23 protein-coding genes and 2 tRNA genes are annotated in these 22,555 nt (G+C 45.5%); 15 read left to right on the forward strand and 10 right to left on the reverse strand.

From position 1 onward, the window contains the following. The first annotated feature begins 80 nt into the window (after window positions 1-80). Window positions 81-156, forward strand: a tRNA-Asn gene (locus QTO00_RS02525). 286 nt (window positions 157-442) lie between these two features. On the opposite strand, the gene QTO00_RS02530 is transcribed toward QTO00_RS02525, so the two are convergent. From QTO00_RS02530 to mlaF, 8 genes are all read right to left on the reverse strand, one after another. Next, window positions 443-1,183, reverse strand: coding sequence for a 1-acylglycerol-3-phosphate O-acyltransferase (locus QTO00_RS02530; protein WP_038208103.1), 741 nt, complete (start codon window positions 1,181-1,183; stop codon window positions 443-445). A gap of 116 nt (window positions 1,184-1,299) precedes the next feature. Continuing rightward, entirely contained in the window at window positions 1,300-2,559 is a 1,260-nt protein-coding gene (murA, locus tag QTO00_RS02535) for a UDP-N-acetylglucosamine 1-carboxyvinyltransferase (RefSeq protein WP_331422760.1), read from the reverse strand. A gap of 9 nt (window positions 2,560-2,568) precedes the next feature. Next, window positions 2,569-2,823 (reverse strand): BolA family iron metabolism protein IbaG, encoded by a 255-nt coding sequence (gene ibaG / locus QTO00_RS02540; protein ID WP_038208107.1) that lies wholly within the window; start codon window positions 2,821-2,823, stop codon window positions 2,569-2,571. A gap of 19 nt (window positions 2,824-2,842) precedes the next feature. Further along, a complete protein-coding gene (locus QTO00_RS02545; RefSeq protein WP_331422762.1) occupies window positions 2,843-3,142 on the reverse strand; it encodes an STAS domain-containing protein in 300 nt (99 codons plus the stop codon). A 1-nt stretch (window position 3,143) separates the two neighbouring features. After that, entirely contained in the window at window positions 3,144-3,782 is a 639-nt protein-coding gene (gene mlaC, locus QTO00_RS02550) for a phospholipid-binding protein MlaC (protein ID WP_331422763.1), read from the reverse strand. 10 nt (window positions 3,783-3,792) lie between these two features. After that, a complete protein-coding gene (gene mlaD, locus QTO00_RS02555) occupies window positions 3,793-4,269 on the reverse strand; it encodes an outer membrane lipid asymmetry maintenance protein MlaD (protein ID WP_038208115.1) in 477 nt (158 codons plus the stop codon). A gap of 36 nt (window positions 4,270-4,305) precedes the next feature. Continuing rightward, window positions 4,306-5,094, reverse strand: a complete 789-nt coding sequence (gene mlaE, locus QTO00_RS02560; protein WP_038208118.1) for a lipid asymmetry maintenance ABC transporter permease subunit MlaE — start codon at window positions 5,092-5,094, stop codon at window positions 4,306-4,308. Next, complete coding sequence (gene mlaF / locus QTO00_RS02565; RefSeq protein WP_038208121.1) at window positions 5,094-5,891, reverse strand: phospholipid ABC transporter ATP-binding protein MlaF; 798 nt, start codon at window positions 5,889-5,891, stop codon at window positions 5,094-5,096. The genes mlaE and mlaF overlap by 1 nt, the downstream gene beginning before the upstream one ends. 242 nt (window positions 5,892-6,133) lie before the next feature. Between mlaF and QTO00_RS02570 the strand changes: the two genes are divergently transcribed. The 12 genes from QTO00_RS02570 to mgtE all read left to right on the forward strand — a co-directional run bounded on the left by QTO00_RS02570 (window position 6,134) and on the right by mgtE (window position 15,299). Next, window positions 6,134-7,099 carry a calcium/sodium antiporter gene (locus QTO00_RS02570; RefSeq protein WP_331422766.1) on the forward strand — a complete coding sequence of 322 codons (966 nt, stop codon included), beginning with the start codon at window positions 6,134-6,136 and terminating at the stop codon, window positions 7,097-7,099. An 18-nt stretch (window positions 7,100-7,117) separates the two neighbouring features. Continuing rightward, on the forward strand, window positions 7,118-8,083 hold the full coding sequence (locus QTO00_RS02575) for a KpsF/GutQ family sugar-phosphate isomerase (protein ID WP_331422768.1): 966 nt from the start codon (window positions 7,118-7,120) through the stop codon (window positions 8,081-8,083). Beyond that, the gene (gene kdsC / locus QTO00_RS02580; RefSeq protein ID WP_038208130.1) at window positions 8,083-8,640 is read left to right on the forward strand and encodes a 3-deoxy-manno-octulosonate-8-phosphatase KdsC; all 558 of its coding nucleotides are present in this window, start codon (window positions 8,083-8,085) and stop codon (window positions 8,638-8,640) included. The genes QTO00_RS02575 and kdsC overlap by 1 nt, the downstream gene beginning before the upstream one ends. After that, entirely contained in the window at window positions 8,637-9,200 is a 564-nt protein-coding gene (gene lptC, locus QTO00_RS02585; RefSeq protein WP_331422769.1) for an LPS export ABC transporter periplasmic protein LptC, read from the forward strand. Before kdsC ends, lptC begins: the two co-directional genes overlap by 4 nt. Continuing rightward, complete coding sequence (gene lptA, locus QTO00_RS02590; RefSeq protein WP_038208136.1) at window positions 9,181-9,678, forward strand: lipopolysaccharide transport periplasmic protein LptA; 498 nt, start codon at window positions 9,181-9,183, stop codon at window positions 9,676-9,678. Before lptC ends, lptA begins: the two co-directional genes overlap by 20 nt. 2 nt (window positions 9,679-9,680) lie before the next feature. Further along, entirely contained in the window at window positions 9,681-10,406 is a 726-nt protein-coding gene (gene lptB / locus QTO00_RS02595; protein ID WP_038208138.1) for an LPS export ABC transporter ATP-binding protein, read from the forward strand. Window positions 10,407-10,456: 50 nt separating this feature from the next. After that, a complete protein-coding gene (locus QTO00_RS02600) occupies window positions 10,457-11,923 on the forward strand; it encodes an RNA polymerase factor sigma-54 (RefSeq protein ID WP_038208141.1) in 1,467 nt (488 codons plus the stop codon). 24 nt (window positions 11,924-11,947) lie between these two features. Further along, the gene (gene hpf, locus QTO00_RS02605; RefSeq protein WP_038208144.1) at window positions 11,948-12,235 is read left to right on the forward strand and encodes a ribosome hibernation promoting factor; all 288 of its coding nucleotides are present in this window, start codon (window positions 11,948-11,950) and stop codon (window positions 12,233-12,235) included. Window positions 12,236-12,239: 4 nt separating this feature from the next. Next, on the forward strand, window positions 12,240-12,686 hold the full coding sequence (ptsN, locus tag QTO00_RS02610; protein ID WP_331422772.1) for a PTS IIA-like nitrogen regulatory protein PtsN: 447 nt from the start codon (window positions 12,240-12,242) through the stop codon (window positions 12,684-12,686). Next, on the forward strand, window positions 12,686-13,549 hold the full coding sequence (rapZ, locus tag QTO00_RS02615; protein ID WP_331422775.1) for an RNase adapter RapZ: 864 nt from the start codon (window positions 12,686-12,688) through the stop codon (window positions 13,547-13,549). Before ptsN ends, rapZ begins: the two co-directional genes overlap by 1 nt. A 3-nt stretch (window positions 13,550-13,552) precedes the next feature. Then, window positions 13,553-13,831: an HPr family phosphocarrier protein gene (locus QTO00_RS02620; RefSeq protein ID WP_038208152.1), complete on the forward strand. Its 279-nt coding sequence runs from the start codon at window positions 13,553-13,555 to the stop codon at window positions 13,829-13,831. Between the two features lie 112 nt (window positions 13,832-13,943). Beyond that, entirely contained in the window at window positions 13,944-15,299 is a 1,356-nt protein-coding gene (mgtE, locus tag QTO00_RS02625; protein WP_331422776.1) for a magnesium transporter, read from the forward strand. Between the two features lie 79 nt (window positions 15,300-15,378). Here mgtE and metH read toward each other — a convergent pair whose 3' ends face one another. Further along, window positions 15,379-19,056 carry a methionine synthase gene (gene metH / locus QTO00_RS02630; protein ID WP_331422778.1) on the reverse strand — a complete coding sequence of 1,226 codons (3,678 nt, stop codon included), beginning with the start codon at window positions 19,054-19,056 and terminating at the stop codon, window positions 15,379-15,381. A gap of 168 nt (window positions 19,057-19,224) precedes the next feature. Here metH and QTO00_RS02635 point away from each other — a divergent pair, with 168 nt between their 5' ends. After that, the gene (locus QTO00_RS02635) at window positions 19,225-20,505 is read left to right on the forward strand and encodes a cation:proton antiporter (protein WP_331422780.1); all 1,281 of its coding nucleotides are present in this window, start codon (window positions 19,225-19,227) and stop codon (window positions 20,503-20,505) included. Between the two features lie 150 nt (window positions 20,506-20,655). Continuing rightward, window positions 20,656-21,843, forward strand: coding sequence for a GGDEF domain-containing protein (locus QTO00_RS02640; protein WP_331422782.1), 1,188 nt, complete (start codon window positions 20,656-20,658; stop codon window positions 21,841-21,843). 631 nt (window positions 21,844-22,474) lie between these two features. Here the strand turns inward: QTO00_RS02640 and QTO00_RS02645 are convergent. Further along, a tRNA-Asp gene (locus tag QTO00_RS02645) sits at window positions 22,475-22,551 on the reverse strand. Window positions 22,552-22,555 lie beyond the last annotated feature (4 nt).

Consider the following 22,555-nt stretch of genomic DNA (forward strand, 5'->3'; position numbering starts at 1 on the left):
GTAATCAGTAGGTCACCAGTTCGATTCCGGTAGTCGGCACCATTTATTTTGTTAGGAATATCGATTCTTAACTGAATAATTCCCCCTTAGTTCAGTTGGTAGAACGGCGGACTGTTAATCCGTATGTCGCAGGTTCGAGTCCCGCAGGGGGAGCCATCTTCAAGAAGCTAAGTCGTAAGACTTGGCTTTTTTCGTTTTTCGCTGCGACTCACTTGTTCCAAGTAAATGCCTCAGCCGAAGCATCGAACCGTGCTAGCCGCCCGCGTTGAATCCCTGTAGGGGAAGCCATATTAGAGAAAGCCTCATCACTTGATGAGGCTTTTTCGTATCTACTACTCCTAGTTTGATCCAAACCAATCTATCTGCTGCTCTCTATATTTAGCGCATAAAAAAACTCAGCCTTTCGACTGAGTTTTTAAATACATTGCATAATACGCGCTAATTAAGCTTTAACACCCTCTTGCTGATTACGTAGTGCAACCTCTTTATCTAGAGCTTCGAGTTTAGCTTCCATCTGCTCGCGACATACATTCGCCAATTCTCGTACGTTCTCTTTGCTGTAGCTATCCACTTGGACTGGTGGCAGCATCTCGATAATCACATGACCATTATTCCAACGGTTTAGCTTAATCCCACCCGTAGAGCTACATACAATAGGAACAATAGGTAGATTAGCGGCTATCGCTGCATGGAAGGCACCCGTTTTGAATGGTAGTAAACCACGACCACGTGAACGCGTACCTTCTGGGAACATCCAAATAGATACATCGCTATTATTTAGGTTGTCGACTACCTGATCGATAGTACCTTTTGCTTTAGAGCGATTAGCACGGTCAATCAGAATGTTACCAGTCAGCCAGTAAAGCTGACCAAACAACGGCATCCACGCTAAGCTCTTCTTGCCAACCGTAACCACTTTAGGGGTCACTGCAGAAGATACAGTAAACAGATCCCAGTTATTTTGGTGATTAGCAATATAAATATGCTGACCGCGCTCATAGGCGTCTTCAGGGAGACGCAGCTCAAGCGAAATACCAAACAGTTTCGACATCTTTCCAAACATGCGTCCGAAAGTGAACACGTGCTTTGGATTGCGTGGGCTTAATAAGCAATAACCACAGCCAAATACAAACATCACAATTGCAAACATCGCAACAGCCAATACACGTAATAGTGCAATCATTGTGGTTCTCCAAGGTGCAGAGTCAAAGATTAATAGGTGCAGACTCTAACTTATCTAGTATTCATAAAAAAGCCGAAACTCGCGTTTCGGCTTACAATCGTTAGCTGATTTTATCGTTAATCGCGAAAACGTTCAATCTTTGCGCCAAGAGCAGACAGCTTGTCTTCAATTTTGTCGTAACCGCGATCGATGTGGTAGATACGGTCAACAATGGTCTCACCATTGGCAATACAGCCAGCAATAACCAAACTTGCAGAAGCACGTAGGTCAGTTGCCATTACCTGAGCACCACTCAGTTCATCAACATCACCACAAATAACAGTGTTACCTTCAATCTCAGCTTTCGCGCCCATACGCATTAGCTCAGGCACGTGCATAAAGCGGTTCTCAAAGATGTTCTCTGTAATCACGCCGCCGCCTTTCGCCATTAGGTTTAGTAGCGTAAATTGTGCCTGCATGTCAGTTGGGAAGCCTGGGTGTGGCGCAGTACGCACTGTTACCGCTTTAAGCTCTCTGTCTGTCATATCAACAGAAATCCAATCTTCACCGCTCTGTACTAGCGCACCAGCCTCTTCTAGCTTAGCCAGTACCGCTTCAAGTAGGTGTGCTTTGGTATTGCGACAAACCACTTTACCGCCCGATACAGCCGCAGCAACCAGGAATGTACCTGTTTCGATACGGTCTGCAACAACCGAGTGCTTACCGCCACCTAGACGCTCAACGCCTTCGATAGTAATGGTGTCTGTACCTGCGCCAGAAATTTTTGCACCAAGCTTGTTCAGGAAGTCTGCCGTATCAACGATCTCAGGCTCACGCGCTGCATTATCAAGAACGGTTTTACCTTCAGCTAAAGTCGCAGCGCACATCACAGTGATCGTCGCGCCAACACTGACTTTATCCATCACTATGTGGGCACCTTTCAGGCGTCCATCGACGTTCGCTTTTACGTAACCATCTTCAAGGGTAATCGTCGCGCCTAGCTGCTCCAAACCATGGATATGGAGATCAACTGGACGAGCACCAATCGCACAGCCACCTGGCAGTGAGACTTGACCTTGACCAAAACGAGCGACCAATGGCCCCAAAGCCCAGATTGAAGCACGCATAGTCTTAACTAGGTCGTATGGCGCACAATACTCATTGATGCAGCTAGGGTCTACATGGACAGAGCCATTACGCTCTACTTTTGCGCCTAAACGCTCTAGTAGCTCCATAGTAGTGTCGATGTCACGCAAGCGTGGCACATTCGCCACTTCTACTGGCTCTTCAGCCAAAATAGACGCAAATAAAATAGGTAGTGCAGCGTTTTTGGCACCTGAAATGGTTACTTCACCAACCAGTGGTTGTTTAGAACCAGTAACTCGAAACTTTTCCATTATTAAACCTTATAGTGACATCAACTTCTTATCACGAGCCCACTCTTCAGGAGTGTAAGCCTTAATAGAAACTGCGTGGATATCATTTCTTTGGATGTATTCCATCAGTGGTGCGTAGATAAACTGTTGTTTTTTAACGCGGCTCATTCCTTCGAAACTAGCATCAACAGCAACTACCTCATAGTGACTGCCCTCTCCCTTTACGTGCAGTTCTTCTAAATTCAGTGCTTCGTTTAAAATCTGTTGTACTTTTGCGCTATCCACAATTCACCCCTGTAGTGCTTTATAAATGCTCAGCAATGAACTCATCAACATTGCTCAACTGAAATAATGTGCGCAGTTGTTCCGGCACGAAACTGAGCATTATATGACAGTTTTGTTTTTTTGCATGCTCTATTAAATGAATCAGCATCACCATCCCAGCGGAGTCTACCCTTGTGAGGTCTTTAAGCGACAACTCTGTTTGCTGAGAATGAAATTCTATTGATTGAAGTAAGGGCCATAACGCCGGGACAGTGTCCCGATTCAAATCACCTCTAAGTGAGTACTGACTATCACTTACTTGCTGCCATTTCGGTTCCATATTAAGATTTGCTCTCAATTCGAATCGGTTGCTTAGCAAGCTCTTCAAGTTCTTGAGCAACAGACAAGATCCCCTCTTGCCTTAGCTTAGTTGCCCATTCCGATTGCTTACTCGACAACAGGCTTATCCCTTCAGCAATCATATCAAATGCCTGCCACTCACCCGTGTTCTTATCACGACGCAACTTGAACTCTAGCTTAATATTTGGTCGCGGCGTATCAACAATATCTACTTTGATACCTGTAATGCTTTTCTTTGGGTCTAGCTTTGGCTCTGGGCCGAACTCGATAGTCTGATCGGTATACTGAGTTAACACTTGCGCATACGAGGTTACCAAGTAAGCTCGGAACGCAACAATAAACTGGCCGACGTCTTCGCGTTTAGCACCACGTAAGTTGGGGCCTAATACCTTAAGCGCAGCATACTTTTCGTTCACATAGGGCATTAAAGTTTCGTCGACAATAACCTTAAGATACTCAGGGTCGTCTTGAACCTTATCTTGTTCTGATTTCAATCTTTCAAATGCCAGTTCTGAAACCTGCTTCATCATTTGATAAGGCTGGGTTTTATCGATTTCACTTGCCGAGGCATTAAAGCACATAAACACAGAAATCAGAGTAAGTACTAACTTCTTAAACATTATTTTCTCCCTACTCTTCTGAACCGCCAACGCTATAAAGCACTTGACCGATTAAATCTTCCAGCACGAGCGCTGACTTAGTATCCTCAATGAAATCACCTTCAACAAGCATCTGTTCATCATCAAAAATAAAGCCTGGCGTTAAACCTATGTACTGCTCTCCAATCAAGCCTGAAGTAAGTATTTTCACACTTGAGGTTTCTGGAAACTGGTTGTAAGCACCGTTGATTGCCATGGTCACAACTGGCAATAACGACTCTTGATTGAGCCCGATATTCGTCACACGACCAACAACCACACCACCAACTTTTACTGGAGAGCGCACTTTTAAACTACCGATATTGTCAAACTCAGCCTTGAGCGTGTAAGTATCGTTGGAGCCTAGCCCCTTAACGTCAGCGACTTGAAAAATCATCACTAGAATCGCGCAAATTCCAGCAATAACAAAGCTGCCAACCCATAATTCAATCTTTCGAGTTTGTTGCATGATTAGTTCCCAAACATCATTAATTACCAAACATCATTAATTACCAAACATCAAGGCAGTCAGTACAAAGTCTAGACCAAGTACCGCCAAAGAAGAGTGGACAACGGTGCGCGTCGTAGCTCGACTAATCCCTTCCGAAGTAGGGATTGCATCATATCCATTAAATAGTGCAATCCAAGTCACTGTGATGGCAAAGACAAAACTCTTAACCATACTGTTACCTATGTCTTGACCTAGCTCTACTGATGCCTGCATCGCAGACCAAAAACTACCGTGATCAATCCCTTTCCAGTCAACACCGACAAGCTGTCCGCCCCATATGCCAACCGCCATAAAAATCATCGCTAACAGCGGCATGGAAATAACACCCGCCCAAAAACGAGGGGCAATAACACGTTTAAGTGGGTCAACCGCCATCATTTCCATGCTCGATAGCTGCTCTGTGGCTTTCATCAAGCCAATTTCTGCGGTCAACGCTGAGCCAGCGCGTCCAGCAAAGAGCAGCGCAGTAACCACAGGGCCTAATTCGCGCAGCAAAGAGAGCGCAACCATCTGACCCAAGGCACCTTCCGCGCCAAAATCGACCAATATCACATAGCCTTGCAGGCTCAGCACCATACCAATGAATAAACCCGACAGCACAATAATGATCAACGACTGCACACCGACGCTATGCAGCTGTTTGACAAGCAGAGGTAAGTTTTTAATTGGCTGAGGTTTACTCGCTAGAGCGCCGAATAGCATCAGGCTTGCACGACCAAAGGATTCACAAACCGCCATAGCGCGACGGCCAACAGAGGCGACAAAATTAACCAAGCCTGACATTATAAGAAGAGCTCCTTGGCTAAAGGTTGAGATGGAAAGCGGAAAGGCACCGGACCATCCGCATCTCCTTTGAGAAATTGCTGAACCTGTGGGTCAGTATTGCTGTGCAGCTCATCAGGCGTACCACTAGCGATAATTTTTCCATTCGCCAATATATATACCCAATCCGCAATGCTCATGACTTCAGGTACGTCGTGAGAAACGACCACTGAAGTCACCCCCAACGCTTGATTTAAATTACGAATCAGCTCCACCAGCACTCCCATAGTTATCGGGTCTTGGCCGACAAAAGGTTCATCGTACATGATGAGCTCAGGATCTAGGGCGATGGCACGAGCCAAAGCAGCACGCCTTGCCATACCACCAGACAGCTCGCTCGGCATCAATTGAGCCGCGCCGCGCAGACCAACGGCTTCGAGTTTTAATAGCACCAATGTTCGAATAAGCGACTCATCAAGCTCGGTGTGCTCGCGCAAAGGAAAGGCAACGTTGTCAAAAACAGACAGGTCAGTGAACAATGCCCCTGACTGAAAGAGCATGCTCATTTTTTTACGTTGCTGATAGAGTTTGCTTCGGCTTAGCGCGGGAATGTTATTGCCATCAAACCAAATTTCTCCGCTTTCAGGGTAGATCTGCCCACCAATTAAACGTAGCAGTGTGGTTTTACCAATCCCAGATGGTCCCATGATTGCCGTTACTTTGCCTTTTGGCACACGTAAGCTGACATCGTCAAAGATCTTACGCTCACCACGAGAAAACGTTAGCTGATTGATGGTAACTAGGTCTTCGGATTCCATTCTGGACTCATATTTGTTCCTTTGAGAATGGGCAATCATAAGCACATTCAATAGGAATTAAAAGCACCGTTCAATTAAATGTGAGTCAGTCGAATTATCGTCTAAACACCGTATAATCGGCCTTAAGTTGCTGAAGCACGTTGCGTGTTCGCAATTAATTGAATGAACTGCTTTTCTTTTTACCCTCAAACCGTCAAAATTAACGGTTAAATTCTCTCGTTGTATATTGATTAGGAATCATCATGCTCGAAGCCGTTGTGTTTCTCATTATTGGATTGGTATTTTTGGTGTGGAGTGCCGACAAGTTAGTATTTGGCGCCGCTGCTCTCGCTCGAAACATAGGAATTTCTCCTCTGGTTATCGGCATGACCATCCTTGCAATGGGCTCTTCAGCGCCTGAAATGATGGTTTCGGCAACGGCCGCTCTGGATGGTAAAACAGATACCGCAGTAGGCAATGTATTAGGTTCGAACATTGCGAACATCGCTTTAATCCTTGGTATAACAGCCCTCATCAAACCATTATCGATCAGCTCTGGTGTTCTGCGTCGTGAGCTACCACTTATGATAGGCGTTACCCTACTTGCAGGTATCTTGTTATGGGATAGCCACTTAGGTTTCTATGAAGGCGTATTACTGTTCGTTCTTTTCGCCGCCTTTATTCTCACCATGCTACGCATTAGCCGCAACGAGCAGAAAAATGGCGACGCACTTATTGAAGAGCAAGAGTCAGAAGTCCCTGAAGGAGTGAGCAACGCTAAAGCCGCAATGTGGGTGGTTATTGGTTTAATAATTCTCCCCCTCGCCGCTGACGAACTGGTCGACAACGCCGTGATTATCGCTCAATACTTCGGCATGAGTGATCTCGTCATTGGCCTAACCATTATCGCAGTAGGCACCAGTCTGCCAGAACTTGCGGCATCACTCGCTGGTGTGATGAAAGGCGAAGATGATATGGCAGTAGGTAACATCATCGGCTCTAACGTGTTTAATATCCTCGCGGTGATGGGCATCCCAGGCATCCTAAACCCTTCAGTGTTAAGTGAGTACGCGATGGGACGTGATTTCTGGGTCATGCTTGGCGTATCACTTTTATTGGTAGCGATGGCCCTTGGCAAATCACGAAGTATCAATCGCTTTGAGGGCGCTGCCCTATTCTGCTGCTTTATTGGTTATCAGGCTTACCTAGTCATGAACATGACTGCCTAATTATTTCCGGAGTATTGTATGTTTGATTTTCGCTCTACGGCGCTAGAAGTACTAAAAAACGAAATTGCCGCCCTTCAACAACTGGACCAGTACCTAAACGAAGATTTTGTTAAAGCCTGTGAACTTATCTTGGCGAACAAAGAGGGTAAGGTCGTGGTTATGGGTATAGGTAAGTCTGGCCATGTCGGCAATAAGATTGCTGCCACGTTAGCGAGTACCGGAACCTCTTCATTCTTTGTCCACCCTGGAGAAGCGGCTCACGGCGATTTAGGTATGGTTGCGCCAGGCGATATCGTTCTGGCTATCTCAAACTCAGGTGAGTCTGGTGAGATCCTAGCGCTATTTCCAGTACTTAAGCGTCTCAACATCAAAATCATCAGTATGACAGGCAAGCCACAATCCAATATGGCCAAACTGTCAGACCTGCATCTACAAATCACCGTACCGAAGGAAGCATGCCCACTTGAGCTAGCTCCGACATCAAGCACCACTGCGACGCTAGTAATGGGTGACGCATTGGCAGTATCGTTAATGCAAGCGCGTGGCTTTACTGCGGAAGACTTTGCCCTTTCTCACCCGGGAGGCGCGTTGGGCAGAAAACTACTGCTGAAGCTGTCCGATATCATGCATACTGGAAACGACTTACCGCTAGTAACGCCAAATACCCTAGTTAGAGATGCCTTACTTGAAATCAGCCAAAAAGGCTTGGGCATGACAGCGGTCGTGGATGACCTCCAGCAGCTAGTTGGGATTTTTACCGATGGTGATTTACGCCGAATTCTCGATAAACGCGTCGATATTCACAGCTCTGTGATCGGTGAAGTAATGACAGTCAATCCAACCACTGCAGCACCAAACATGCTCGCGGCTGAAGGGCTCAACCTAATGCAAGATAAAAGCATCAATGGCCTTATTCTTTGTAAAGATGGCAAAGTCGTTGGTGCGCTAAATATGCATGATTTGTTAAAAGCTGGGGTGATGTAATGTCGAAAATGATTGAAACTTTATATCAACCAGTGGAACAATCCATCCTAGATATTGCCAAACAGATAAAGCTATTAATCTGTGATGTAGATGGTGTCTTCTCTGATGGACTCATTTACATGGGTAACAACGGCGAAGAACTTAAAACATTTCATACCCGTGACGGCTATGGCGTAAAGTCGTTGATGAATGCGGGGATTGAGATTGCCATTATCACTGGCAGGCGCTCTCAAATCGTTGAAAACCGCATGACGGCACTGGGTATTAAGCTTATTTATCAAGGGCAAGATGATAAAATCAAAGCGTATCAAGATATCTGCGACAAGCTCTGCATCGCCCCAGAGCAAACAGGTTATATCGGTGATGACCTTATCGATTGGCCAGTAATGGAAAAAGTTGGATTAAAAGTTTGTGTAGCAGATGGTCACCCGTTGCTGGCACAGCGAGCCAACTACGTGACCTCGATTCGAGGTGGGCATGGAGCAGTAAGAGAAGTCTGCGACCTAATTCTACAAGCACGAAACGAACTAGACGTTCATAAAGGTCTAAGTATATGAGTCTATCTCGTATTGGATACCTGATACTAGCGTTCACAATATGCTGGTCTGCTTACTATCTTTTCGATAAGGAGCAAGGTTATGATATCCAAGTTGAGCCAGATACAGAGCTCCCGATGTTTAGTGGCGAAAACCTAGTTAACACCTCTTATAACGAGGCAGGAATTCGGAGCTACGTTATTACATCGGTTAACCTCGACCACTACTCGAAAAGTGGTAATACAATTTTTGATCAGCCTGTCCTTAAAGTGTATAAGGAAGGCACCACCTTAGAGTGGGAAGTAACAGCCGTCCGTGGAGTTCTGAGTAAAGATCATGTGTTGACCCTTTACGAAGACGTTTTGGCGACAAACTTATTACCTGATTCAGGTTTTGATACTTTGTCTACCGACGTTATGAACATCCAACTAGACAGCCGAGATTTTTGGGCCGATGACCAAGTAATTATGGTTGGGCCTCAATTTGAAACTTTAGGGCAAGCGATGACCGGCAATTTCGCTGATAATCACGCTACCCTTTACAATCGCGTACAAAGTAGATATGAAACTATCACACCTTAGTCTGATTTCTTGTTTATTACTGTCGAGCCAAGCTTTTGCACTATCGACCGACCAAGACCAGCCGGTTTACATCGACTCTGACAGCCAGCAGTTGGACATGCAGAGCAATAAAGTAACCTTCCTTGGTGAGGTAAAACTCAAACAAGGCAGTATCAATATCAACGCTGACAAAGTTATTGTGACGCGAGATCCTGAAGATGGCTCAATCCGAGAAATCGAAGGGTACGGTGATTTGGCAACCTTTTCTCAGTTAACTGATGATGGCAAGACTTTGTATGGCGAAGCGAAAGAGCTTTACTACGTCATGGTCGACGATCAGTTAACCATGATCGATCAAGCAATGCTCTCACAAGATGACAGCATTATCCGTGGCACCAAGATTCGCTACAAAATCTCTTCACAAAAGCTGATTGCTGACGGTAAAGAGAAGGGAGATCGCGTCTCTACCGTACTTCAGCCACAAGCAGTACAAGAATAATTATGGCAATACTTAAAGCTGAGCACTTAGCAAAAACATACGGCAACCGAACCGTCGTTACTGACGTAAGCTTACAGGTAGAGTCCGGGCAAATCGTCGGGCTACTCGGTCCTAATGGTGCAGGTAAAACGACCTCTTTCTATATGATCGTTGGCTTAGTTGCTCGAGACGAAGGGGCGATTACTATTGATGGTGAAGATATCAGCATCTTGCCAATGCATAGTCGCTCAAGGATGGGGATAGGCTACCTTCCACAAGAAGCTTCAATCTTCCGCAAGCTATCCGTTGAAGACAATATTATGGCCGTTCTCGAAACGCGCGAAGAGATGACTCGCGAAGAGCGCCAAGACAAGCTTGAGGATTTGTTAGAAGAATTCCACATTCAGCACATACGCCACAGTGCGGGTATGGCATTATCAGGTGGTGAACGTCGCCGTGTAGAAATTGCCCGTGCTCTAGCAGCCAACCCTCAGTTCATTCTACTGGATGAGCCATTTGCAGGTGTTGACCCGATCTCGGTTATCGACATTAAAAAGATCATTGAGCATTTAAGAGATCGTGGATTGGGTGTTTTGATTACCGACCACAACGTTCGTGAAACGCTGGATGTATGTGAAAAGGCTTACATTGTTAGCCAAGGCCACCTCATCGCGGAGGGGACGCCAGACCAAGTCCTCAATAACGAGCAAGTAAAACAAGTTTATCTCGGCGAACAATTCCGTCTATGATTAAAGGAAAGAACGGTAAGATTCTCTAGGATTAAGGCAAATAATACTGAATGAAACCCTCATTACAACTCAAGCTAGGACAGCAGTTAGCAATGACACCTCAATTGCAGCAAGCGATTCGTTTGTTGCAACTGTCAACGCTAGATCTTCAACAAGAGATTCAAGAGGCTTTGGATTCAAACCCTCTACTTGAGGTTGAAGAGACCAGTGATGAGCCGTCTGCGGAAGAGAGCAACCGCAACGAAGAGAAAGAACCTACCGTCGAAGTTGCTGAAGCCGCAGAGCCTGATGTCAAAGATAGCTCTGAGCTAATCGAAAAATCAGAAATCAGCAACGACCTAGAAATCGATACCACTTGGGAAGATGTATATAGTGCCAACACAGGCAGCACTGGTATCGCTCTGGATGACGATGCACCTGTCTATCAAGGTGAAACCACCCAATCTCTGCAAGATTACCTCATTTGGCAGCTCGACTTAACGCCATTTAGCGAAACCGACCGCACTATCGCCCTAGCATTGATCGATGCTATTGATGACTATGGATATCTAACCGTTTCTACCGAAGATATCTTAGAAAGTTTTGACAATGAAGAGATTGAAATCGAAGAGATAGAGGCGGTACGTAAACGCGTACAGCAGTTTGATCCTCTCGGCGTCGCTTCTGTCAATCTACAGGACTGCTTGTTACTTCAGCTTGCCACCTTCCCAGAGGATACCCCTTGGCTTACTGAAGCGAAATTAGTCCTCAACGACCATATCGATCAATTAGGCAATCGAGATTACAAACTCGTTATCAAAGAGACTAAGCTTAAAGAAGCGGAGCTGCGTGAAGTTCTTAAGCTGATTCAGCAACTCGACCCACGACCGGGCAGTCGAATCGCTTCAGAACACGCTGAGTATGTGATCCCTGATGTATCGGTATTTAAAGATCACGGCAAATGGGTAGTCACCATCAACCCAGACTCCGTTCCTAGGCTAAAGGTCAATCAGCAATATGCTGCGCTAGGCAAAGGCAGCAGTGCCGATAGCCAGTATATTCGTAGCAACCTACAAGAAGCGAAATGGTTGATTAAAAGCTTAGAAAGCAGAAACGAGACATTGCTCAAAGTAGCCAAGTGTATTGTTGAACATCAACGCGATTTCTTTGAGTATGGTGAAGAAGCCATGAAACCTATGGTGCTTAATGATGTGGCGTTAGCCGTCGACATGCATGAGTCCACCATATCTAGGGTGACAACGCAGAAGTTTATGCACACCCCTCGTGGTATTTTTGAATTGAAGTACTTTTTCTCTAGCCATGTCAGCACAGACAATGGTGGAGAGTGTTCATCCACTGCAATCCGCGCACTGATTAAGAAGTTGGTTGCCGCTGAGAACAGCGCGAAACCACTCAGTGATAGTAAGATTGCAGCTCTACTCGCTGACCAAGGGATTCAGGTCGCTCGCAGGACGATAGCAAAATATCGAGAGTCTTTGGGAATAGCCCCTTCAAGTCAGCGCAAACGCCTGCTTTAGGCCTACAACCGAGAAGGAAAGTCTATGCAAATCAATATTAATGGGCACCACGTTGATCTAACCGATTCAATGCAAGACTATGTAAACGAAAAGTTTCAAAAGCTCGAACGCTTTTTTGACCATATCAACAGTATTCATGTTGTATTAAAAGTTGAAAAACTCCGCCAAATCGCAGAAGCTACCCTTCACGTAAACCAAGCTGAAATTCATGCATCCGCAGAAGATGAAAACATGTATGCAGCTATAGATTCGCTGGTCGACAAACTTGTTCGACAGCTTAACAAGCACAAAGAAAAGCTAAACGCCCACTAAAACCATGCAACTAAGCGAAATCCTTACATTGGACTGCACTAAGAGTGCAGTCCAATGTACCAGTAAAAAGCGAGCCCTAGAGATGATCAGCGAATTAGTCGCTGAGCAAACAGGGCAAAACTCCACCGAACTATTCGAATGTATGCTCAGTCGCGAGAAGATGGGCAGTACAGGCATCGGAAATGGAATAGCCATTCCCCATGCACGTATGCAGTCGAGCGACAAAGCCATCGCAGTTTTACTGCAATGCGAAGCGCCAGTCGAGTTTGACTCCATTGACAATCGTCCCGTCGATCTGATGTTTGCTCTACTCGTACCAGATGCACAATGTAAAGAGCACTTAAAAACGCTGTCGAGCATGGCAGAGCGATTAAACGACAAACAAGTCCTTAAACAACTTCGTAAAGCTCAGTCTGATCAAGAGCTGTACGACATTATGGTTAATCAGTAATGCGCCTTATCGTTGTAAGCGGCCAATCCGGCGCCGGTAAAAGTGTTGCCCTACGTGTTCTCGAAGATCTTGGTTATTACTGTGTTGATAACCTTCCAGTCGATCTACTAGAGATGTTTATCCAGTCAGTTCAGACCAGTAAACAAAACGTCGCCGTTAGCATCGATATTCGCAATTTACCTACCGAACCGAACCTAGTGGAAGATGTGCTTACCAAACTCAAACAGAGTTCAGATGTGAATGTCCTGTTCCTCGATGGTAATAAAGAAACCCTACTTAAGCGCTATAGTGAAACTCGCCGTATACACCCGCTTTCACTTAGCATAGAAAACACATCCTTAGAGCAGGCGATAGAAAAAGAGCGTTGTATTCTCTCCCCTCTCAAAGAGCATGCGGATCTCGTCATTGACAGCAGCAACCAGTCATTGCATGAGCTCAGTGAAACGGTTCGTATGCGGGTTGAAGGTCGTGAGCGCAAAGATTTGGTGATGGTTTTCCAATCCTTCGGTTTCAAGTATGGCCTGCCCAATGACGCTGACTATGTATTTGATGTTCGCTTCCTACCCAATCCTCATTGGGAGCCCGATTTAAGGCCACTAACTGGTTTGGATGCGCCAATTAAATCGTTCTTAGAGCAGCACCATGAAGTGCTCGAACTAAAGCAGCAAATCCAAAAATTCATCGATCATTGGCTACCTATGCTAGAGAAGAACAACCGCAGTTATCTCACCGTTGCGATTGGCTGTACTGGCGGCAAACATCGCTCAGTCTATCTCACTCAACAAATTGGTGAGTATTTTGCCCAAATGGGCCATCAAGTCCAAATTCGCCACGCTTCACTCGAAAGAAACCTTAAGGAATAGTTTATGCCGCAGCAAAGCCGTACAGTCTTAATCCAAAATCGCTTAGGCCTACATGCTCGTGCTGCCGTAAAACTTGTCGAACTGGCTCAATCATTTGATGCCATCCTTACCATCCAAAGCCATGAAGGCAAAGAAGCCACCGCCGACAGCGTTATGGGTTTACTGATGTTAGAGTCAGCTCAAGGCGAGCATGTCACTATCAACGCGGAAGGAAGCGATGCTCACCCTGCTCTAGAAGCAGTCTGTCAGTTGATTGAACACAAGTTTGATGAAGATGAGTAATTGGCCTACAAATTACGACTAAATCACCTTCCTTAACATTAACTTATTAAATCCATTCTAAAATTAAGTTACTATTTACAGCATTGTACGCATAAAGAGTTAGGGGGAATAAATGGCAGAGCAAATAGAATTCGATCAAGCTCACCAAGCCCTCCAAGAAGTTACTGAAGCTCTAGAAAATGGCCGTTTTGTCCATGTCCGTCGCCAACTACAGGACATGGAGCCCGAAGATATTGCTCACCTTTTAGAGGCATCTCCACGTAAAAGTCGTGAAGTGCTTTGGCAACTCACCGATCCTGAAGATTACGGTGAGATTCTTGATGAACTAAACGAAGACGTTAAAGATGATTTGGTGTCAAGAATGGCACCAGAAACCCTCGCGGAAGCGACCGAAGGTATGGAAACAGATGATGTAGCCTACGTCCTTCGAAGCTTGCCTGACGATGTCTCACGTGAAGTCCTAGCACAGATGGACGCAGCTGAGCGTCTATTAGTTGAAACCGCCCTCTCTTATCCGGAAGACACTGCCGGTAGTTTAATGAACACCGACGTTATCACTATTCGTGGTGACGTTGATGTGGACGTAGTATTGCGTTATCTGCGCATGAAAGGGGAACTGCCTGATGCCACTGACGCCCTCTATGTTATTGATGAAGAGAGCCGCCTAATTGGTGAACTTCCTATCACGACTCTGTTAACCACTCAGCCGGATGTTCAGATCAGTGATGTAATGGAAGACGCAGATGAAGCGATTGATGTCACCATGAGTGACTCAGATATTGCGAGTCTGTTTGAACGCCGTAATTGGGTATCAGCTCCAGTTATTGATGAGAACCAACATCTCGTCGGTCGAATCACCATTGATGATGTGGTTGACGTTATCCGTGAAGATGCCGAACACTCAATGATGAGTATGGCCGGTATGGACGATGATGAAGATACCTTTGCGCCAGTAGTTAAATCGGCACGTAAACGGAGCATTTGGCTCGGTGCAAACGTATTAGCCGCGCTCGCTGCAGCTTCCGTATCCAATATGTTTGAAGCAACTCTGGATCAAATGGCCGCCATCGCAGTTCTTATGACCATTGTCCCTTCTATGGGTGGCGTCGCAGGTAACCAGACCGTTGCACTGGTTATCCGTGGTATAGCACTCGGCCACATCGGTGACTCCAACAAACGCGAACTTCTAATGAAAGAAGCGGCTATTGGTCTGCTTAATGGCATCATGTGGGCACTGATTATTGGTGGTATTGTCGTTGCTTGGAAAGGTAACTGGATGCTCGGGGGGATTATCTCCGCAGCTATGCTCACCAACTTGTTTGTTGCTGGGGTTGCTGGGGTGACCATTCCAATTCTACTCAAGAAGATGAACATCGACCCTGCACTAGCGGGGGGAATGGCGCTCACAACCGTTACAGATGTTATCGGTCTATCGGTCTTCCTTGGCTTAGCAACCATCATGATTTAATCATGACGCTCAGAGACTAAAAAGCGCAGCTACCTTTTTAATAACAAATGGGGCTGCGCTTTTTATTTATCGATTGTACTTAGTTAAGGTTTGGCCCTAACCATTTCTCTGCTTCGAGCATATCCCACCCCTTACGATCCGCATAGCTCTGCACTTGATCCTGTTGGATCTGAGCGATCGCGTAGTAACGCGAATCTGGATGAGAGAAATACCAACCAGAAACCGATGCGCCTGGCCACATCGCATAACTTGTAGTTAGCGACATACCAATACTCTCTTCAACATTGAGCAACTCCCATAAGCTACCTTTCTCAGTATGCTCAGGACACGCAGGGTAGCCAGGAGCTGGGCGAATACCTTGGTACTTCTCACGAATCAGTTCATCATTAGACAGATTTTCATCTGGCGAGTAACCCCAGATTTCTGTACGCACTTTTTCATGCAGAAGTTCTGCAAACGCCTCAGCTAAACGATCCGCGACCGCCTGAATCATGATAGCGTTATAGTCATCGCCAGCCGCCTTATATTGGTCTGCAAGCTCACGCTCACCAATACCACCAGTCACGGCAAATGCGCCAATCCAGTCTTTCTTACCGGACTCTTTAGGCGCGATGTAATCAGACAGACAGTAGTTAAAACCTTTTGGCTTCTCAGTTTGCTGACGTAAATTATGCAGCACTTTCGCCACTTCAGTGCGTGACTCATCCGTATAGACTTCAATATCGTCACCAATACTTGCGGCTGGGAACAAGCCACACATACCACGCGCTTTAAGTAGTCCCTCACTTTCAACTCTATCTAGCAAATCATTGGCATCTTTAAACAGACGCTTCGCCTCTTCACCGACTTCTTCATGTTCCAAGATCGCAGGGTACTTACCCACAAGAGACCAAGTCATAAAGAAAGGAGTCCAGTCGATGTATTTGCGCAGTGTGGCTACATCAAAATCGTCAAAAACATGTACACCCGGTTTAACTGGCGCAGGTGGAGTGTAATTGTCCCAATCAATGGCAACTTTATTGGCACGGGCCTGTTCAAGAGTTACTGGCTTGGTGCGTGGCTTCTTACGATTATGCTGATCCCGTACTCGTACGTAATCTGCATCCAACTTCTCAACAAACGCTGGACGTAACTCATCAGAAAGAAGAGAAGTACATACACCAACCGCTCGAGAAGCATTGTTCACATACACCACAGGGTTCTTGTAGTTTTGTTCTATCTTAACCGCAGTATGTGCTTTTGAGGTGGTCGCGCCGCCAATCAGAAGTGGCAGGTCAAAATCAAGACGTTCCATCTCTTTCGCGACATGAACCATTTCATCCAGCGACGGGGTGATCAGGCCAGATAGGCCAATAATATCGACGTTCTCTTCCTTGGCGACTTTAAGGATCTGCTCACACGGTACCATAACGCCAAGGTCGATGATCTCGTAGTTATTACATTGAAGAACAACGCCAACAATATTCTTACCGATATCGTGAACATCACCTTTTACCGTCGCAAGCAAGATTTTTCCGTTTGAAGAACCCGCTTGTTTTGATGCGTTGATATATGGTTCTAGGTGCGCGACAGCTTGCTTCATTACACGTGCAGATTTCACCACCTGAGGCAAGAACATCTTGCCTTCACCAAATAGATCGCCAACGACGTTCATGCCATCCATTAGTGGACCTTCAATAACCTCTAAAGGTTTGCTGGCATTAACCCGAGCCTCTTCTGTATCTTCAACAATAAATTCAGTGATACCTTTAACTAATGCATGCTCTAAGCGCTTTTCGACTGGCCATGTACGCCACTCAAGCGCAGAAGCATCCTCTTCTTTTCCAACCCCCTTGCCTGCATATTCAGCAGCAATGTCCAGCAGTCGCTCAGTACCATCATCACGTCGGTTAAGTACCACATCTTCAACCGCTTCACGTAGCTTATCAGGGACGTTATCGTAAATTTCCAATTGACCCGCGTTTACGATACCCATATCCATACCATTCTTGAAACAGTGGTATAAGAAAACCGCGTGGATCGCTTCACGTACGTAGTTGTTGCCACGGAAAGAGAATGAAACGTTAGAAACACCACCAGAGATCATCGCATGCGGAAGGTCACGTTTGATATCAGCAACCGCTTCAATAAAGTCGACAGCGTAGTTATTGTGCTCTTCAATACCTGTCGCAACGGCAAAGATGTTCGGGTCGAAAATAATGTCTTCTGGCGGGAAACCTATCTCATCAACTAGGATATTATAAGCGTTAGTACATATCTCTAGCTTGCGTTGACGAGTTTCCGCCTGACCGACTTCATCAAACGCCATTACAATCACTGCCGCACCATAGCGACGAATCAGCTTAGCTTGCTCTACAAACTTCTCTTTACCTTCCTTGAGCGAGATAGAGTTGACGATACCCTTGCCCTGAATACATTTCAGGCCGGCTTCGATAACCTCCCACTTGGAAGAGTCGACCATGATGGGTACTTTGGATATTTCTGGTTCAGAGGCACAAAGATTTAGGAAGCGCACCATACACGCTTCTGCATCGAGCATGCCCTCATCCATATTAATATCGATGATTTGCGCACCATTCTCCACCTGCTGACGAGCAACTTCTAGCGCTTCATCATATTGCTCTTCTTTTATCAGGCGCTTAAAACGAGCCGAGCCGGTAACGTTAGTTCGCTCACCAACGTTGACAAACAGCGTCTCTTTTTCGATGGTCAGCGGTTCAAGACCAGAGAGGCGACAAGCGGTAACAAGCTCAGGAAGTTGACGCGGCTTAACACCCTCAACCGCGTTTGCCATTTGGCGGATATGTTCAGGCGTGGTACCACAGCAACCACCAATTAGGTTTAAGAAGCCACTTTGCGCCCACTCTTTAACATGCTCTGCCATGTCTTCTGGAGAAAGATCATATTCACCAAAAGCGTTCGGCAAGCCAGCGTTAGGGTGAGTAGAAACAAACGTCTCTGAAATACGCGAAAGCTCTTCAACATAAGGGCGAAGTTCGTCTGGCCCCAATGCACAGTTCAAACCAAATGAGATAGGTTGAACGTGACGAAGAGAGTTATAGAAAGCTTCGGTAGTTTGGCCTGATAGAGTACGACCGGAAGCATCGGTGATAGTACCTGAGATCATGACAGGTAGCTTGAAGCCTAGCTCTTCAAATACAGTATCAACAGCAAAAGCACACGCCTTGGCATTCAAGGTATCAAAGATAGTCTCAATAAGAATGAGATCAGAGCCGCCTTTGATGAGCGCTCGCGTCGACTCCGAATAGGCTTCAACCAATTCATCGAAACTTACATTACGATAGCCTGGGTCATTAACGTCAGGTGAGATAGAACAAGTTCGGTTCGTCGGTCCTAAAACACCAGCAACATAACGAGGTTTATCTGGCGTTTTCGCCGTCCACTCATCAGCGGCTTTTCGCGCTAGCTTAGCTGCTGCAAAATTTATCTCTTCACTAAGGCTTTCCATCTCATAGTCAGCCATAGCAATCGTAGTTGCGTTAAAGGTGTTAGTTTCAAGAATATCAGCCCCTGCTTCTAAGTAGGCTGAATGGATGTCCTTAATAAGCTGTGGCTGAGAAAGAACCAGTAAGTCATTGTTGCCTTTTAGATCACAATGCCAATCAGCGAAACGCTCGCCTCGGTAATCTTGTTCTTCCAGTTTATAATCTTGGATCATGGTGCCCATACCACCATCAATCAACAAGATACGTTGTTTTAATTGCGCTTCAATCTGTTGCTTTACGTTACTTCCCACAGTACAGCCTCATTCCTTTTTTTATCTCTCCATCCTATCACACATTTTAAAGGAGTCTAGACGTCTAAAACAGTTAATTGATGACTTAGTTATGACAAAAAATGTTTGCTATTTGTACACAGTAAGCAGAAAATCCCTATTCACAATTTGTTACATATTGAGATTATAATGTCGGTCTATTACACGCTCTGTTTTTTGTCAGCTGCTGCGATGTTGATTGCTTTCATAAACAGCAAGATAGGTAAAATGCAAACCACCATCGCAATCACTGCAGGATCGATGATGTTATCGCTCTTGATTCTTGTCGCTGGCCAAAACGACTGGTTTCATTTAACAGAAGTGGCTTCAAGCACGGTTGCGAGCATTAACTTTGAAGACTTTCTGCTCAAAGGGATACTCGGGTTTCTTCTCTTTGCTGGTGGGCTTGGAATCAAACTGCCTAACCTCGAAGATCAAAAGTGGGAAATTACTGCGTTAGCACTAGGGGCGACTTTATTCTCAACCTTCTTTATTGGCTTTGTTCTCTATGCTTTCTGCCAGTTTATCGGCATTCAATTCGACTTAGTCTATTGCTTACTATTTGGTGCTCTTATCTCACCAACTGACCCGATCGCTGTACTAGCGATTGTAAAAAAGCTCGACGCGCCAAAACGAATCTCAACTCAAATCGAAGGCGAATCCCTATTCAATGATGGCTTTGGCCTAGTTATCTTTGTCACCATCTTTACTATCGCGTTCGGTAACGAAGCACCGACTATCAGCAGTGTTACCTTGCTATTTATCCAAGAAGCGCTCGGCGGCATTTTATATGGTTTTGCTTTAGGTCTGCTGTTCCACTACCTAATCAGTTCTACCGACGATCACTCGATGGAGCTGCTGCTTACCATTGGGGTACCAACTGCAGGCTATGCATTCGCTGAGGTACTACACGTTTCAGGACCATTAGCTATGGTCGTATCCGGAATAATGATGGGTAACTGGACGCGATTTATCGGTTTCTCTAAAGAGAGTGAAGACCACCTAGATCACTTCTGGGAGCTCGTAGATGAGTTCCTTAACGGAGTCTTATTCCTTCTGATCGGTATGTCGATGCTGTTATTTGAGTTCCATAAAGAGGACTGGATTCTAATGGCCTTCTCAGTGCCACTGGTACTGTCAGCTCGCTACCTAAGTGTTTTCTTGTCTTATATTGGCTTTAAGCGTTTTCGTCAATATAACCCTTGGTCGGTCAAGATTCTTACCTGGGGGGGATTAAGAGGAGGGCTGGCATTAGCAATGGCCTTGTCAATTCCATCTGGCATCTGGGTTATTCAAGACAAGCTGATCGATGTAAAAGAGATTGTCTTAGTCATGACATACTCGGTAGTCGTGTTCTCCATCTTAATCCAAGGTTCAACCATTACGCCTATGATTGAAAAAGCAAAGCAGGAAGAAAAAGAAAATAGTTGATATTACCTGTACCAACACTCGAGTATTACACTAAATTATTGGAAGTTCTCTGCATTTTGTAACTTATTTGTTACCTAAAAAAACTAGCGTCAGCCACAATAGTGTGGCTATCTGTTAAAAAGTTTTCCGAGGTAACTACTAGGTATATCAATGGATGAGTTAACCCTAGATATTCGAACACTTAACTTCACCGTCATCATATTCTCCCTGATCTATTCTTCGGGGTTGTTCCTGTATCAGACTAAACAGAAAAACATTGCTGGCTTAAAAACTCTCGCAATGGGCGTATTATTGATCGGCGTAGGGCCTGCACTTTTGGGTTTACGTGACCAAGCGCCCGATTGGATAACCATTATTATTGCAAACTCGTTCATTATGCTTGGTTTTCTCAGCTTACTTTATGGTGTGAGCTTAGTAAGAGAGTTTGCTATTCGTGTCTTACACCTATTTTCGGTCGGGTTCATCATCGCATGCTGCCTGTTTTACTATTTTACGTATCACCAACCATCGATAGACGCTCGCGTCATTGTCCTGAGCCTGTACGTTAGTGCCTGTTGTTTGATGAGTGGTTGGGCGTTAATCAAGGGAAAACGCAATGATGCTTTAATGCCTATTTTGCTAATGGCACTGCCATTTTTCGCTTATGGCCTATTTATGTTACTTCGAACATTCATTGTCCTATTCGGCCCCCAAATCACAGACTTTATGGCCGCAGGTAACATTCACGCATTGACTTATCTATTTTGCTTAATCTTATTGGTGACGATTAGCTTGAGCATGCTTTGGATTAACAACGCCCGACTATTGCAATCGATCCATCATCTTTCACTAAAAGATCCCTTAACCGGACTTTATAACCGACGCGTCATGGATTCCGTTCTCCCTGAGCTTGTCGAAAAGGCACGAAAGCAGTCCACACCGCTCAGCCTAGTGATGACGGATATCGATGATTTTAAACAGATCAATGATGCTATGGGCCATGTCGTGGGCGACGAAACAATCGAGAGCGTTTCATCAGTCTTTACAAATCGCCTCCCCGAATCCGATGAGCGCTTCATTATCCGATTTGGTGGGGACGAGTTCATGATTCTCCTTTTTGGCTGCGATGCTGATTACGCGTATACAGTAATCGAAGAGATACGTGAGGAAATAACCACTGCAGTAAAAGTAAATCTCAGTGATCATCCATGTACCATGAGCTTCGGAATTGCCGAGCTCACTGACACAGATAGTCTAGATGACCTAGTCGCTGAAGCTGACATTGCCCTTTATCAAGCAAAACGCCAAGGTAAGAACCAAGTAGTGATCGCTCGTAGCAATGATCGTTTTATTCGCTAGCACCATTCATCTACAGCAGAACCAGCCATAAACCCAATGCATTATCAATTTGTAGGTTGGTCAACTATTTAAAGACCCAGCAGCATAGGAACTCATGTAGATACGCCAAGGCCACTCTTTCGAGTGGCCTTTTTTGTTTGGGATACGGGAAGGGACTTCGTCCTACGGATAACTGAAAAACGCTAGAAAACTGAACACATGGTTTCAACTTTCGGATGTTATTAGCGCCTGCGAAGCAAATAGCGGTGGCGTTTCTTAAGCAAAATCTTTTATCTTAACCGTTCGTACTGTGATTCTAGTAGCTGTATACTGCTAGATAGACAGATATTTTGCGTAGAAACGTTATCGCTTGTGCATAGAATAGCCACCATAACCCCATAGAGATTCACTACTCACTCCTGCGTCGTCCTATGAAATGACCGACTCCTAAGCTTAGCGCTCTCCTTAAACGCAAGAATCCCATTGCGTCAGCAACGGGATTCTAAAACGACGAAAGCCTAGTCGTAAGACTAGGCTTTCTAATAAGTGGCTGACGGTCGGGCTTGCGTTCAAGCGGGACTCTATTCCTTTGCAAAAGGAACGTTTCTTCAGATATTAAAAAACCCGACGCTTTCGCATCGGGTTAAATAAGTGGCGGAGTGGACGGGACTCGAACCCGCGACCCCCGGCGTGACAGGCCGGTATTCTAACCAACTGAACTACCACTCCGCAG

The sequence above is a fragment of the Vibrio sp. M260118 genome (assembly GCF_036533755.1).
Classification (GTDB): domain Bacteria; phylum Pseudomonadota; class Gammaproteobacteria; order Enterobacterales; family Vibrionaceae; genus Vibrio.